Annotated in this window: 9 protein-coding genes; 3 read left to right on the forward strand and 6 right to left on the reverse strand. The window is 71.5% G+C overall.

Annotated features, from left to right (window positions below; translation table 11 throughout):
* Position 1: 1 nt before the first annotated feature.
* Genes V1633_RS19305 through V1633_RS19315 form a run of 3 tightly spaced genes read right to left on the reverse strand, consistent with a single transcriptional unit; the run spans position 2 to position 4,912 of the window.
* A complete protein-coding gene (locus V1633_RS19305; protein WP_331215747.1) occupies positions 2 to 2,488 on the reverse strand; it encodes a transglutaminase TgpA family protein in 2,487 nt (828 codons plus the stop codon).
* A gap of 55 nt (positions 2,489 to 2,543) precedes the next feature.
* Positions 2,544 to 3,842 carry a DUF58 domain-containing protein gene (locus V1633_RS19310; RefSeq protein WP_331215913.1) on the reverse strand — a complete coding sequence of 433 codons (1,299 nt, stop codon included), beginning with the start codon at positions 3,840 to 3,842 and terminating at the stop codon, positions 2,544 to 2,546.
* Positions 3,843 to 3,844: 2 nt separating this feature from the next.
* A complete protein-coding gene (locus tag V1633_RS19315; protein WP_331215748.1) occupies positions 3,845 to 4,912 on the reverse strand; it encodes an AAA family ATPase in 1,068 nt (355 codons plus the stop codon).
* A gap of 501 nt (positions 4,913 to 5,413) precedes the next feature.
* Between V1633_RS19315 and leuS the strand changes: the two genes are divergently transcribed.
* Positions 5,414 to 8,278, forward strand: a complete 2,865-nt coding sequence (gene leuS, locus V1633_RS19320) for a leucine--tRNA ligase (RefSeq protein ID WP_331215749.1) — start codon at positions 5,414 to 5,416, stop codon at positions 8,276 to 8,278.
* A gap of 29 nt (positions 8,279 to 8,307) precedes the next feature.
* On the opposite strand, the gene V1633_RS19325 is transcribed toward leuS, so the two are convergent.
* The gene (locus tag V1633_RS19325) at positions 8,308 to 9,606 is read right to left on the reverse strand and encodes a ThuA domain-containing protein (RefSeq protein ID WP_331215750.1); all 1,299 of its coding nucleotides are present in this window, start codon (positions 9,604 to 9,606) and stop codon (positions 8,308 to 8,310) included.
* Between the two features lie 290 nt (positions 9,607 to 9,896).
* On the opposite strand from V1633_RS19325, the gene V1633_RS19330 reads away from it, so the two are divergent.
* Both V1633_RS19330 and V1633_RS19335 read left to right on the forward strand, forming a co-directional pair.
* Positions 9,897 to 10,517 (forward strand): hypothetical protein, encoded by a 621-nt coding sequence (locus V1633_RS19330; protein WP_331215751.1) that lies wholly within the window; start codon positions 9,897 to 9,899, stop codon positions 10,515 to 10,517.
* A gap of 20 nt (positions 10,518 to 10,537) precedes the next feature.
* Entirely contained in the window at positions 10,538 to 10,984 is a 447-nt protein-coding gene (locus V1633_RS19335) for a hypothetical protein (protein ID WP_331215752.1), read from the forward strand.
* Between the two features lie 95 nt (positions 10,985 to 11,079).
* On the opposite strand, the gene V1633_RS19340 is transcribed toward V1633_RS19335, so the two are convergent.
* Positions 11,080 to 13,323: a xanthine dehydrogenase family protein molybdopterin-binding subunit gene (locus V1633_RS19340; RefSeq protein ID WP_331215753.1), complete on the reverse strand. Its 2,244-nt coding sequence runs from the start codon at positions 13,321 to 13,323 to the stop codon at positions 11,080 to 11,082.
* Positions 13,320 to 14,360, reverse strand: a complete 1,041-nt coding sequence (locus V1633_RS19345) for an FAD binding domain-containing protein (RefSeq protein ID WP_331215754.1) — start codon at positions 14,358 to 14,360, stop codon at positions 13,320 to 13,322. Before V1633_RS19345 ends, V1633_RS19340 begins: the two co-directional genes overlap by 4 nt.
* Between the last annotated feature and the right edge of the window lie 90 nt (positions 14,361 to 14,450).

Consider the following 14,450-nt stretch of genomic DNA (forward strand, 5'->3'; position numbering starts at 1 on the left):
GTCAGCGGGACGGCCGGCTGGCCAGCACCCGGCGGGGATTCCACCGGGTCACCCGCTCCCGGATCCGCCCGCTCCGGCCGACAAGAGCCGCCGAGACGTCCATGATCGCCGAACGCCAGCGACCCAGCACCGACGGCGGCAGGGTCGCCGCCACGATCCGGGTACGCCGATCCGCCCGGCTACTCAACGCCCGGCGTACCGCCCGGAGGGCCTCGCCGAGTGAACCGTGGTGCCGAAGTGGCTCCCGGGCGTACCGGGCGCGTTCCTCGACCTGCCCGAGCAGCCGTGCCGCGTCCCCGGCCGGTCCCGCCGTGAGTCCCTCCGCGACCAGCCGGTCGGCGGTCGCCCGGGGCGTCTCGGTGGGATCCACCCGGATCCGGAAGTCGACCAGCGTGTCGACGAACTCGTCCCAGGCGGCGTGCGCGTCGGCTCGGGCCCGGGCCAGTTCGTTGTCGCTGAGCAGCACCCGGGGCACCCCGGGCGGCCCGTCGCCGTCGGCCACCGTGGCCAGCGTCCCGGCCGCCGCGGCGGCCCGGACGTGTCGCCGGCGCCGCAGCAGGGCCCGCCGCAGGGCCGGCAGGCTGAGCAGCAGCACCAGCAGCAGCGCCCCCGCCGCGACCCAGAGCGGCCAGGTCGGCCCGCTGTCCGGCGTCACCCCGGTGGTGTCGCCGAGGTTCTCGTCGACGTCCCGGGTCGGGGTGTTGTCCTCGGTCGGGCCGGCCGACGCCTCGGTGTCCGGACCCTCGGCGGTGGTCGGTGCCGTGGTCACCGGGTCAGGAGCGTCGACGTCCGGCGCCCAGCTGGTCCGGGAGCGGGCCGAGCCGGGGATGCTCGACGCCGGCGTCGGGTCGAACGGCACCCAGCCGATGTCCGCGAAGTAGACCTCGGTCCAGGCGTGCAGGTTCAGGTTCGTCAGCGTGTACGTGTTCTCCTGCCGGTTGGTGCCGTTGGTGAACCCGAACGCCACCCGGGAAGGAATGTCGGCGGCCCGGACCAGCCAGGCCATCGCGGCCGCGTACTGCTGGCAGAAGCCGACCTTGTTGGTGAGGAAGTTGACGATGTCCTGCCCGCTGACGCCGCCCTGGGTGCTGAGGCTGTAGCTGAACCCGTTGTCCCGGGAGAAGTAGTCGAAGATCGCCCGGACCCGCTCGTAGTCGTTCCGCTTGTTCCTGGTCAGCCGCTCGACCAGCTCGTCGACCTCCCGGACGTCGTCGACCCGCGTGTAGAGCTGGCGCAGCGAGTGCTCCGGCGGCAGCGACGGCGCGGTGGCCAGCACCTGCGGGGTGTAGTCCGAGCGGACGTAGTCGAACGAGTACTTCCGTCCCTTGGAGGACGTCCGGTTGGAGAAGACGACCTGCATGCCCTCGTCGTAGAGCCAGTTGCCGTCGACTTCCCGCATGGTCACCGGCTCGGCGTACACCGGGAGGAAGGGCATGGTGAAGTCGAGGATCTCCACGTTGGCCTGGTGCGGGGTACGGGTGATGCCGCTGCTGACCCGACCGGTGTTGCGGGGGTCGACCATGCCCCGGGTGACCGGGGTGCCGCTCGGCGTACGCGGGGCGAAGCCGTTGCGGCGTACGTCGTCGGCGACGGCGAACCGCAGGTAGAACGGGTTCGGGTCGTCGGTGGTCACCTTGATCATGTCGCGGACCTCGGCGCGGTTCAACTCGCCGCTGAGCGCCGCGAAGAGGTTGACCCGGCCGGGGGAGCCGCCCTGGCCACCGACCCCGGAGCCCTGGCCGCCGCCACCGGAGTTCAACTGACTGAGCAGTCCCGAGGTCATCCCCGGTACGGCGAGCGGCAGCGCCACCGCGACGACCACGCCGATCACCGCCAGCCGGCGGCCGGCGGCGGCCAGCGGCGACGGTTCCCACACGTCGACGTCCCGGCCGTCCCCGGTGAACCGGCGGCCGAAGTGGCGTACCCGGTCGACGTTGTCGGCGGCGAGCAGCCACAGGAAACCAACGGCGCCGATCACGAACGGGATCGCCGAGACGCTCTCGACGTGCACCGCCACCGGCACCGAGTAGATCGCCAGCATCGGCAACCCGGCCAGGGCCGGACGACGCAGGCCGACGGTGAGCAGGTCGACCACGACCGCCACCGCGCCGACCCCGAACGCCGTGATGAACAGCAGCGAGTCGACGTCCTGCACCGGCACGCCGTACGAGCGCATGTCCTCGGCGGAGGTGCTGACCAGCGCACCGAAGTGCCGCAGCGTGCCCGGGGTGGGCACCAGGCCGAGCAGTTCGTCGCCGCTGGGGAAGATCCAGGTGAGACCGAACAGCAGCGCGCCGACCATGCTGACCGCCTGCGCCCAGACCGGTGCCCGCCACCACCGGGCCAGCGTCGCCGCGCCGGCGACCAGGGCCACCAGTACGGCGCACTGCACCAGCCAGGTCCACCGCTCGTAGATCGCCGAGAGCGGGGCGGCGGCGAGCAGAGTCGCCGCCGCGGCGACGAATCCCAGGTGACGGCGTCCCCTCATGACGTACCCCCGTGCTGGCCGGTTCCTGTCGTGCCGTTGTCGCGGGCCGCAACGGTCACCGCACACCTCCGGTGACCGTCTCGGCCATCACCGCCCGCCAGGCGAAACCCTGCGAACCCCGGGCCGCCTGCGGCCAGAGCGCCGGCAGTTTGCTGCCGTGCTCGACGCCGACCACCCGCCAGCCGCTCTGCATCAGGCCGAGCGCGGCGGCGCCGTGCGCGTGGTTCGCCTCCTCCCGGGCCTGTGGGGTGAGGTTGAGCCAGGTGGAGCTGTCGACCAGGAAGGCGACGCAGGTCGCGCCGTTGCCGCGCAGCCCGGCCAGGAGTTCCGCCTCGGTGCTGGTCAGCGTGCCGAGCAGGGCGATCACCAGCCCGCCGTCGGAACGCTGCCGGACCCGCTCGACCAGCGTCGCCACGTCACCCCGCTGGCTGAGCCGCACCTCGGCGAGGTAGTCGAGGAGCAGTCCCTCGCCGCCGACCTCGTTGGCGTTGACGTCGATTCCGGAGTCGCTGACCAGCCGCAGCTTGTAGCCGGCGCCGCGCAGGTGCACCGCGATGCTGGCGGCCGCCGAGACGGCCCACTCGAAGCTCGCGGTCGGACCCTCACCCCGGTGCGCGAAGGCGCGGGTGTCCAGCACCACGGTGGCCCGGCTCTCCCAGGGCTGTTCCTCGCGGCGGACCATCAGTTCACCGGTCCGGGCGGTGGACTTCCAGTGCACCCGGCGCAGGTCGTCGCCGCGCCGGTACTCCCGGGTCGCCGCGTCGTCCTCGCCGTGCACCGCGACGGAGCGGGCCCGGCTCTCGCCGGTGCCGGCGTACTCGCCGGTCAGTCGGACGTTGGGCAGCGGGGTGACCTGCGGGATGACGGTGAGCGGGTCGACGCTGGGGAAGGCCCGGGTCAGCTCGCAGAGCCCGAACGGGTCGGTGAGCCGGATGACCAGCGGCCCGACCTCGTACCGGCCCCGGACGTCGGCCCGGACGGTGTACGCGACCGAGCTGGCCTGGTGCGCGCCGAGCCGCTCCAGTACCACCCGGGGCCGGCTGCCGAGTGCGTACGGCAGCCGGTCCTCGAGCAGCAGTGTCCCGGTCGGCAGCCGGGACATGTTCTGTAGCCGCAACACCACCCGGGAGCTGGCGCCGACCGGCACCCGCTGCGGTTGCAGGGACCGGCTGCAGGCCAGCTTGTAGCGGCTGCGCCCGACGTAGAGCGCGGCCAGCAGCGGCAGCACACCGAGCAGGATCGCCACCCGGAGCAGGTCCTTCTCTCCGAGGATCAACGCGGAGAGCGCGGCCGCGACGGCGGCGGCGAGGAAGGACCGGCCCCGGGTGGTGAGGCCGCGCAGCGCCTCGCGCACGGTCATCGCCTCCGCGGCTCGTACTGGGATCGACCGGTGCCCTCGCCGGACGGCGGTCGGGTGTCGTACTCCGAACGCTGCTGACGCTGCCGTTCGTGCGGCAGCGGCAGCCGGTGCACCAGGTCCGAGATGATCGCGTCGGTGGTACGCCGGGACAGCTGCGCGTCGGCGGTGGAGATCACCCGGTGGGCGAGCACCGGCACGGCGAGCGCCTGCAGGTCGTCGGGGAGCACGTAGTCCCGGCCCTCCAGGGCGGCGACCGCCCGGGCGGTGCGGAGCAGCTGCAGGGTGGCCCGGGGGGAGGCACCGAGCCGCAGGTCGGGGGATTCCCGGGTGGCGGTGACAAGGTCGACGGCGTACTGCTTCACGGCGTCGGCGACGTGCACGTCGCGTACGGTCGCGATGAGCTTGCGGACGGTGGCCGCGTCCGCGACCGGCCGCAGCTCGTGCAGCGGGTCCACCCCGGCGTGCACGTCCAGCATCGCCAGCTCGGCACCGGCGTCCGGGTAGCCCATCGCGATCCGGGCGGTGAACCGGTCCCGCTGCGCCTCCGGCAGCGGATAGGTCCCCTCCATCTCGATCGGGTTCTGGGTGGCGATCACCATGAACGGCGTCTGCAGCTCGTAGGTGACGCCGTCGACGGTGACCTGCCGCTCCTCCATGCACTCCAGCAGGGCGGACTGGGTCTTCGGCGAGGCCCGGTTGATCTCGTCGCCGACCACCAGGTTCGCGAAGACCGCACCCGGGCGGAACTCGAAGTCGTGGGTCTCCTGGTTGTAGACGCTGACCCCGGTGACGTCGCTCGGCAGCAGGTCGGGGGTGAACTGGATGCGGCGGACCGAGCAGTCGATCGAGCGCGCCAGCGCCTTGGCGAGCTTGGTCTTGCCGACCCCGGGTACGTCCTCGATCAGCAGGTGGCCCTCGGCGAGGAGAACGGCGAGCGCGAGTCGGACCGTGGCGGTCTTGCCCTCGATGACCTCTTCGATGTTGGCCACGATCGCGTCGCTGGCGGCACGAAACTGGTCGTTCGGCAGCGCGCCGCCCAGCTCGTCCCAGGTCTGTTGTGTCACGGGCCTCCTCCTCGTCGTTCACGGCCGTGTAGATAAAGAGTCAGTGGGACGGCCGTATGGTTCGCGGGAGAACACGTCCGTCCGGAAATCCGGATCACCCGCATGCCTCAGGCTAGCCGCATTCGGCTGTGGAGCCGAACACACCGGCGATGAGGACCCGGACCGGCAGGACCGGGCACCAACCGGTCGAAGGTGTACCCCGGGGCCGGAACGGCGGTGGCGGGGCCGCGCGGATCGGGGCGGCCGTCCGTGCCGACCTCGGGGAATCGGATGCGACAGCCGGCCGGGCGAGGCGGTACAGTGACTCCATGTCCCGGGCCCACCTGCTCCTTAGCGAGCCGTGCTGACGCGACCGACCGCGACCAGCACGGCCACCCCTCCTGCGCGAGGGGTTTTTTTGTGCCCGGAGAATGTGACCCCGGGCCACGGAGGCGACGTGGCCCGCCCGACATGGGTGGCCAGAGACCCGTACGGAAGCGACGAACGTACCGAGGAGACGTCATGACCGAGGTGACCGAGCCGGCGGCGGACATTCCGCCGTTCCGCTACACCGCCGAACTGGCCGGGGAGATCGAGCTCCGCTGGCAGGACCGGTGGGCCGAGCGCGGCACCTTCCGGGCCCCCAACCCGGTCGGCCCACTGGCCGACCCGGACCACCCCCGGGCCGACGCGGAGAAGCTGTACGTGCTGGACATGTTCCCGTACCCGTCCGGGGCGGGGCTGCACGTCGGCCACCCGCTGGGCTACATCGGCACCGACTGCTTCGCCCGCTACCAGCGGATGGCCGGGCGGAACGTGCTGCACACGATGGGCTTCGACGCCTTCGGCCTGCCGGCCGAGCAGTACGCGGTGCAGACCGGCACCCACCCGCGGACCACCACCGAGGCGAACATCTCCTACTACCGTTCCCAGCTGCGTCGGCTGGGACTGGGGCACGACGACCGCCGCTCGGTGGCGACCATCGACACCGACTACTACCGGTGGACCCAGTGGATCTTCCTGCAGGTCTTCAACTCCTGGTACGACACCGCCGCCAACAAGGCCCGACCCATCGCTGACCTGGTCGCCGAGTTCGAGGCGGGCACCCGGGCGACCCCGGACGGCCGCCCCTGGGCCGAACTGTCCGACGCCGAGCGGCGGCGGGCCGTCGACGACCACCGGCTGGCGTACGTCTCCGAGGCGCCGGTCAACTGGTGCCCGGGGCTGGGTACCGTGCTGGCCAACGAGGAGGTCACCGCCGACGGCCGGTCGGAGCGGGGCAACTTCCCGGTCTTCAAGCGCAGCCTGAAGCAGTGGATGATGCGGATCACCGCCTACGGTGACCGGCTGCTGGACGACCTGGAGACGCTGGACTGGCCGGAGCCGATCAAGCTGATGCAGCGGAACTGGATCGGTCGTTCCACCGGCGCGCACATCTTCTTCGCGACATCGACCGGTGACTCCGGTTCTGCCGGCGAAGCCCGCATCCAGGTTTTCACCACCCGGCCGGACACCGTCTTCGGCGCCACCTACATGGTGCTGGCCCCGGAACATCCGCTGGTCGACACGCTGGTCGCGCCGACCTGGCCGGAGGGGACGAAGCCGGCCTGGACCGGCGGGCAGGCGACCCCCCGGGCCGCGGTGGACACCTACCGGAAGGCGGCCGGGGTCAAGACCGACGCCGAACGGCAGGTGGAGAACCGGGAGAAGACCGGTGTCTTCATCGGCGCGTACGCCACCAACCCGGTCAACGGCGCGCAGATCCCGATCTTCATCGCCGACTACGTGCTGGCCGGCTACGGCACCGGCGCGATCATGGCGGTGCCGGCGCAGGACGAGCGGGACTGGGAGTTCGCCGAGGTCTTCGAGCTGCCGATCGTGCGTACCGTGCAGCCGCCGGAGACCTTCACCGGCAAGGCGTACACCGGGGAGGGGCCGGCGGTCAACAGCGCCCGGCCGGACGGCGGCCTGGACCTGAACGGCCTGGGCATCGCCGACGCCAAGGCGAGGATCATCGAGTGGCTGGAGTCGACCGGCAACGGCTCGGGTGCGGTCACCTACCGGCTGCGGGACTGGCTGTTCAGCCGGCAGCGGTACTGGGGCGAGCCGTTCCCGATCGTCTACGACGAGACCGGTAACCCGATCGCGCTGCCCGAGTCGATGCTGCCGGTCGAGCTGCCCGAGGTGGACGACTTCTCGCCGCGCACCTTCGACCCGGAGGACGCCGACTCCGACCCGGAGACCCCGCTGTCCCGGCGCAAGGACTGGGTCGAGGTCGAACTGGACCTGGGTGACGGGCCGAAGCGGTACACCCGGGAGACCAACGTGATGCCGCAGTGGGCCGGCTCCTGCTGGTACGAGCTGCGCTACCTGGACCCGACCAACTCCGAGGCGTTCGTCGACCCGGAGAACGAGCGGTACTGGATGGGCCCGCGCACGCCCGGCGACTGCGGCGGCACCGACCTGTACGTCGGCGGCCAGGAGCACGCCGTGCTGCACCTGCTGTACGCCCGGTTCTGGCACAAGGTCCTGTTCGACCTGGGGCACGTCTCGTCCTTCGAGCCGTTCCGGAAGCTGTTCAACCAGGGCATGATCCAGGCGTACGCCTACCAGGACGACCGGGGCGCCTACGTCGAGGCGGCCGAGGTGGCCGAGGTGGACGGCGGCTACTACCTGGGCGAGCAGCCGGTCAACCGGGTGTACGGCAAGATGGGCAAGTCGCTGAAGAACGTGGTGACCCCGGACGAGATGTGCGCGGCGTACGGTGCGGACACGTTCCGGGTCTACGAGATGTCGATGGGTCCGCTGGAGGTCTCCCGTCCCTGGGAGACCAGGGCGGTCGTCGGGGCGTACCGGTTCCTGCAGCGGGTCTGGCGGGCGCTGGTCGACGAGCAGACCGGCGAGCTGCGGGTGGTCGACAGTCCGGCGGACGAGCCGACCCGACGGCTGCTGCACCGGTCCATCGACGGGATCCGGGCCGATCTGGACGGCATCCGGATGAACACCGCGATCGCCAAGCTGATCGAGCTGACCAACGGGATCACCCGCTTGGAGGCGACGCCGCGTGAGGTGGCGGAGCCGCTGGTGCTGATGCTGTCGCCGTTCGCCCCGCACGTCGCGGAGGAGCTGTGGCAGCGGCTGGGTCACGCCGGGTCGCTGGCGTACGAGCCGTTCCCGGTCGCCGACCCGAGCCTGCTGGTGGCCGAGTCCGTGACGTACCCGGTGCAGGTGAACGGCAAGGTCCGTGGTCGGGTCGAGGTCGCGGCGGACGCCGCCGAGGACGACGTACGGGCCGAGGCGCTGGCGGCGGTCGCCGACCAGTTGGCCGGCCGGGAGCCGCGGAAGGTGATCGTGATCCCGGGTCGGATGGTCAGCGTCGTCGTCTGACCCGACCTCTGCTTTCCCCGCGTCGGGCCCTACTGCGGCACGAGCCGGAAGGACTGGGCGGGGGTGCCGTTGCAGGCGTACTGGACGAGTTGGACGCTGTCGGCGGTCGAGCCGCCCGGTACGTCCAGACACTTGCCGCTGAGCCGGTTGACCAGCCGGTAGTTGCCGCCACCCTCGGCGACCGCCTGCCACTGCTGGTTGTTGCCGCCACTGTAGGTCCAGAGCTGGATCGGCGCGTTGTCGGCGGTGGAGACGTTCGTGACGTCGAGGACCCGGGCGCTGTTGTTGCGGTTGTTCACCCGGACGAAGCCGCCGCTGGTCGGCTGGAGCTGGTACTGCTGGGCGAGGCTGCTGTTGCAGGCGTACTGCTGGATCGCGGTGCCGTTGGCGGTGCCGGCGGCCCGGGCGTCCACGCACTTGCCGTTGCCCTGGTTGACCAGGCTGTACCAGGCGGTCGGGGAGATCGGCGGGTCGGCGGGCGGTTCGGTGGTGCCACCGCCGCCGAGCCAGAGCAGTCCGTCGATGACGAACCGGTTCTGCGTCTCGTTGGCGAAGGTGGACGACAGCGGCACGTTGTTGGCGTAGTCCATCGCGTTGTGGCCGAAGTTCGTGTAGAGCATCCGGTAGTTGGTGTTCGTCCAGATGATCGGGTAGTAGCCGCCGTGCCAGGTCTGGTTGGGGTCGGTGCCGAGCGGGAAGCTGCTCGGGTCGACCGAGGCCAGGATGTTGATGTTCGGGTTGGTGCGCAGGTCGCGGCTCCAGCTGTACCACTCACTCACCGCCGAGGTGAAGGTGGCGGGCAGCCGTCCGGTGGACGGGTGGTCGCGGTCCTCGACCCGGAGTACGGCGCTGGTCGGTCCCCAGGTGTTCGACTGGAAGGCGCCGGTGCCGAGGAACTGGTTGTGGTACCAGTCCCAGCCGCCCGGGTTGTCGGTCCACGCCGAGACGTGGAAGCCGAGGAAGCCACCGCCGCCCCGCATGTACTGCTCGAACGCCGGGCGCTGGGCGGCCGGCGGCAGGTCGTCCAGGAAGATCACCACCTGGTACTGGGCCAGGTTGGCGGTGTTCAGCCGGCTCCAGTCGTTGGTGGCCGTGTAGCTGAAGTTGTGCTGTGCGGCGATCTGCGGGAACCACTGGTTGGCCTCCCGGACGAAGCTGATGTGGGCCGGGTCCCAGGTGCCGTTGTAGAAGGCGATCACGTTGAACGCCGGGGCGGCGGCCCGGGCCGTGCCGTGGCCGGGCATGGCGAAGGCGGCCACCAGCGCCAGGCAGAGCGCGAGGAACTGGGCCGCCTTCCGGGTCACGGTGGTGCGGGTACGGGCGATCATGGCGCGTCCTCTCGGTTGTCGTCACGCCGGTGGGGGTGTGGGGGTGGGCGCGACGATCGATGACACGCTATGTCGGAAAGGATCTTGCGTCAATATCGGACTTAACCGAAGTGTGCAAGTTGCGAAGGTTGTGGCAATCCCTGGACTAACTGTAACGAATGTTTACTGATACTCGCACCGTACCGGCCGCACCACAACCATGATCGATCCGTGGCGTCGGCAAAAATGCCCTGCCACCCGTCGAACCGGCCTCGCTACCGTCCCCACAGTGACGGGGATTGGAGGCCGGTATGCGGAGGGCATCGAGGGTGGTGGCGGCCGGTGTGCTGCTCGCGGTCCTGGCCGGGTGCACCGACCAGAGCCGCCGGTCCGCCAGCGCGTCGGACCCGGTGGACAACTACCTGGGCCTGTCCGACTGCGTGGCTCCGACAGTCCCGGACGCGTCCGACGGCACCTGGCGGGAGGTCGCCTGCGACGATCCGGCGGCGGTCGCCTCGGTGACCCAGGTAGAGAACGGCGGTGCGGGTCTGGCCGGCGCCTTCGCCGACCCGGACTGTCCCACCGGCACGGACCACGCCATCCGGGTCATCTCCGGCCGGTTGGCTGGGCGGGCCGGCAGTCACCTCTTCGCGTGTGTCCGCAACCTCAAGCCGCCACACCCCGGCGACCCCGGCCAGGGCGGCGGGCCCGACATCGTCGTCGGCGACTGCGTCTACTCCGAGGCCCACCTGGCCAAGGTCGAGGAGACCCCCTGCGACGGCAGCGGGGATCTCGTGCCGACCCACCGGGTGACCCTGGTGACGACCGCGATCTGCCCGCCGGGCAGTGCCGCGACGTTCACCATCGGTCGCGCGCAGCTGGTGGCTCCGAATCCGTTGCACCAGCAGGTGGCCTGCGCCGACGAGCTGTGACGAGGACGGGTGGGAGAGTCATGGGAACCGGTGGCGGCGGGTTGTCGAGCCGACGCGGCTGGGCCGGCGTCGTCCTCGTCGTCTGGCTGGTCCTCACGGTCTGTCTCGTCTGGGGGTTCCACGCCAGCAGGCCGACCGGCGCCGGCATCACCGCCCTGGTCGTCGCCGGAGTTCTCTGGCCAGTGCCGCTGGGTCTCGCCGCCGCGCTGGTCGATCCCGACGTCGTCGGGGTCCGGTCCGTCCGGGCGATCGCCGAGAACCTGCTCATTGCGCTCGCGCTCGCCCCGATGATCGCCCTTCTGGTGGGCATCGTGTGGGCGTTGTACGCCTGGCTCTGGCCCGGCAGCCCGGACGTCGCCCCGACCGGCCTGCTCATCTTCCTGCTCGGCTGGTGTGCGGTCGGGTCGGTGGTGCTCGTCGCCAAAGCCGACAAGTCAGACCGGTATTCCGGTGGCTGGGCGCCCTGACCCGTGGTCCGCGCGTGATCCGGGCGCCGTCGACCTTCCCCGAGCCCACCCGGGCGGAGTCGTCCAGGACTCCGGTACCCGACGCGACCGGTCGCTCAGAGCAGGTCTTCGAGGAGGATCGGGAGCTTGCGGACGCGCCGGCCGGTGGCGTGGTGGATCGCGTTGGCGATCGCGGCCGACGTGCCGACGATGCCAATCTCGCCGACGCCCTTCACCCCGAGCGGGTTCACCACCGCATCCGGCACCTCGATCATGTCGATGACCACGTCCGGTACGTCGGCGTTGGTGGCGATGAGGTAGTCGGCCAGGTTCTCGTTGGCGTACCGGCCGGTGTGCGGGTCCATCCGGGTCGCCTCCAGCAGCGCCTGGCCGAGCCCCCAGAGCATGCCGCCCATCAGCTGGCTGTGCGCGGTCCTGCGGTTCAGTACCCGCCCGGGGGCAAAGACGCCGACGAGTCGGCGTACCTCGATCCGGCCCAGGTCGGCGTCGACGGCGACCTCCGCGAACTGCGCGCCGAAGGTGTGCATGGCGTGGTCGCTGGTCATCGGCGACACCGGCATCCAGGTGCCGAGCGCCTCGACATCCGGCATGTGGTTGCGGTCCAGCAGCTCGTGGTACGTCTCGCCGGTCTCCGGCCGGTCCCGCCGGCACATCCGGCCGTCCCGGACCACCACGTCCGCCGGGTCGGCGCCGTGCAGCGGCGACCGCTGGTCGGACACGGCGTGCCGGATCAGCTGGTCCCGCAGCTGGGTGCAGGCCAGGTGCACGGCGGAACTGGTCGCTCCCGCGCCGGCCGAACCGACCGCCGCGGCGATGTTCGGTAGATCGGTGGTGCCGCCGACGAACCGTACCCGGTCCACCGGCAGGCCGAGCGCATCCGCGGCGACCTGCGTCATCGCGGTCAGCGCCCCGGTGCCGAACTCGGAGATTCCGGCCTCGACCACCGCGCTGCCGTCGCCGTACATCCGGGCCCGGGCCCGCTGCGGGCTGATCGGGGCCGCGACCGGGTAGGCGGCGGTCGCCATGCCGGTGCCGACCAGCCACTGCCCGTCCCGTCGGATGCCGGGCCGCAGGTCGCGGTCGGCCCAGCCGAACAGCTCGGCGCCGCGCTGGTAGCACTCCTTGAGGCCCTTGCTCGACCACGGCTTGCCGGTCTCCGGGTCGGTGTCCGCATGGTTGCGCAGCCGCAGCTCGAGCGGGTCCGCGCCGACCGCGTACGCCAGCTCGTCCATCGCGGACTCCAGGGCGAACATCCCGGTCGCCTCACCCGGGCCCCGGGTGAAGGTCGGGGTGATGATGTTGCCCCGGACGAGCCGGTAGCCGCCGGCGTAGTTCGGGCAGGCGTACGTGATCGCGGCCGACTCCAGGGACGTCTCGGCCCAGTCGTCGAAGTGCGAGGTCAACCCGATCTTGTCGTGGGTGAGCGCGGTCAGCCGCCCGTCCCGGCCGGCGCCGATCCGGATCCGCTGCTCCTGCTCCTCCCGGTGCCCGCACGAGTGGAACATCTGCTCCCGGCTGAGCGCGAGCCGGACCGGCCGGCCGACCACCCGGGCGGCGAACGCGGTCAACGTGACGTGCGGCCAGATCAGCGCCTTGGAGCCGAAGCTGCCGCCCACGTAGTGGCTGACCGCCCGGACGTTGGTCGGCGGCAGGCCGAGCAGTTCGGCGGCGCTGAGCTGGGTCGCGGTCGGCCCCTGGGTCGAGTCGTAGAGGGTCAGCCGGTCGACGTCGTCCCAGACCGCCGTGGTGGTCGACGGCTCCAGCGGGTTCTGGTGGTTGACCTCGAACCGGTACGTCAGGTCGAGCGCCACCTCGGCGTCCCGCAGCGCCGCCTCCGGGTCGCCCCGGGTCGGGTTCCGCCCGGGGACCAGCCCGCCGAAGATCTTTTCCGGCTCGTACGCCTGGTCGCGCCCGGCGTCGAGCAGGGTCAGCGCCGGCGTTTCCGCGTAGTTGACCCGGACCAGGGTGGCGCCGTGCTCGGCGCGTTCCAGGGTGTCCGCGACGACGATCGCGACCGGCTGCCCGGCGTGGTGCACCACGTCGTCCTGCATGGGGAAGAAGCTCTCGCCGTGCGCGATCAGCCCGGCCAGCGACGGGAAGAGCTTCGGTTGCGCCGCGATCCGGGGCAGGTCCAGATGGGTCAGTACGGCGATCACGCCGTCCGCCACCATCGCCTCGCGACAGTCGATCCCGATGATCCGTCCACTCGGCACCTTCGCGCCGAGCAGTACGGCGTGGGCGAGACCGGGAAGGTTGACCTCGGCGGAGTACCGTGCCCCACCGGTCACCTTGGCCCGGCCGTCCACCCGGTCGAGCATGGCGCCGATCGCCGGACTCATGATCCGTCCCCGTCCCCGCTGAGCAGTCTCAGCGCCTTCCCGTCGTGGATCTGCGGGTCGCCGAGCACCATCCGCAGCGCTCGGACGATGGTCCGTTGGGCAAGCTCGATCTTGAAGTCGTTCATGCCGTACCCGACCGCGTCGGCGAGTTCCTCCCGGGCCGCCGAGGCGAAGGTCTGCACGGTGGCCGGAGCACCCCGCAGCACCGCCTCGGCCCGCCGGGCCCGCCACGGTTTCGTCGCCACCCCGCCGAGCGCCAGCCGTACGTCGCTGATCGTCTGCCCGTCCAGGCTGACCGCGACGGCGGCCGAGGCGAGCGCGAACTCGTACGACTCCCGGTCCCGGACCTTCAGGTAGAGCGACCGGGCGGCCATCGGGTTCGGCGGCACCTCGACGGCGACCACCAGTTCGCCGTGCGCCGTCGGGTGTTCCCGGTCCGGGGTGTCGCCGGGCAGCGGGAAGAAGTCGTCGATCGCGATCTGATTGGGCCCGCCAGGACCCTGGGTCCGCACCACGGCGTCCAGTGCGACCAGGGCGACCGCCAGGTCGGAGGGGTGGGTGGCGATGCACTGTCCGCTGGTGCCGAGGATGGCGTGGCCCCGGTTGATGCCGTGGATCGCGCTGCAGCCGGTGCCCGGTTCGCGTCGGTTGCAGGCCGCCGCCACGTCCCGGAAGTAGCCGCACCGGACCCGCTGCATGAGGTTGCCGCCGATCGAGGCCATGTTCCGCAGTTGCGGGGAGGCGCCGAGCAGCAGGGCCTGCGAGATCACCGGGAACCGGCGGCGGATCGGCAGGGCCTGGGCGACCTCGCTCATCCGGGCCAGCGCGCCGATCCGTACCCCGCCGCCGGGAAGTTCGTCGACCTGGTGCAGCGGGAGGTCGTTGATGTCGACCAGCCGGCGGGCCGGGGAGACGTAGACGCGTTGCAGGTCGACCTCGGTGGTGCCGCCGGCCAGGTAGGTGCTCGCCGGGTCGGCGGCGACGGTGCCGATCGCGGTGGCGACGTCGGTCACCCGGGAGTAGCTGACCGGCCTCATCCGACGCCCTCCGCGCTGACCCGGCCGGAGCCGCTCGCCGGGGCGGGTCGGCCGGAGCCGCCCTCCGCCGCGGTCTCCGGGAGCTGGTTC

The organism is Plantactinospora sonchi (genome assembly GCF_036422035.1).
Taxonomy (GTDB): Bacteria; Actinomycetota; Actinomycetes; order Mycobacteriales; family Micromonosporaceae; genus Plantactinospora; species Plantactinospora sonchi.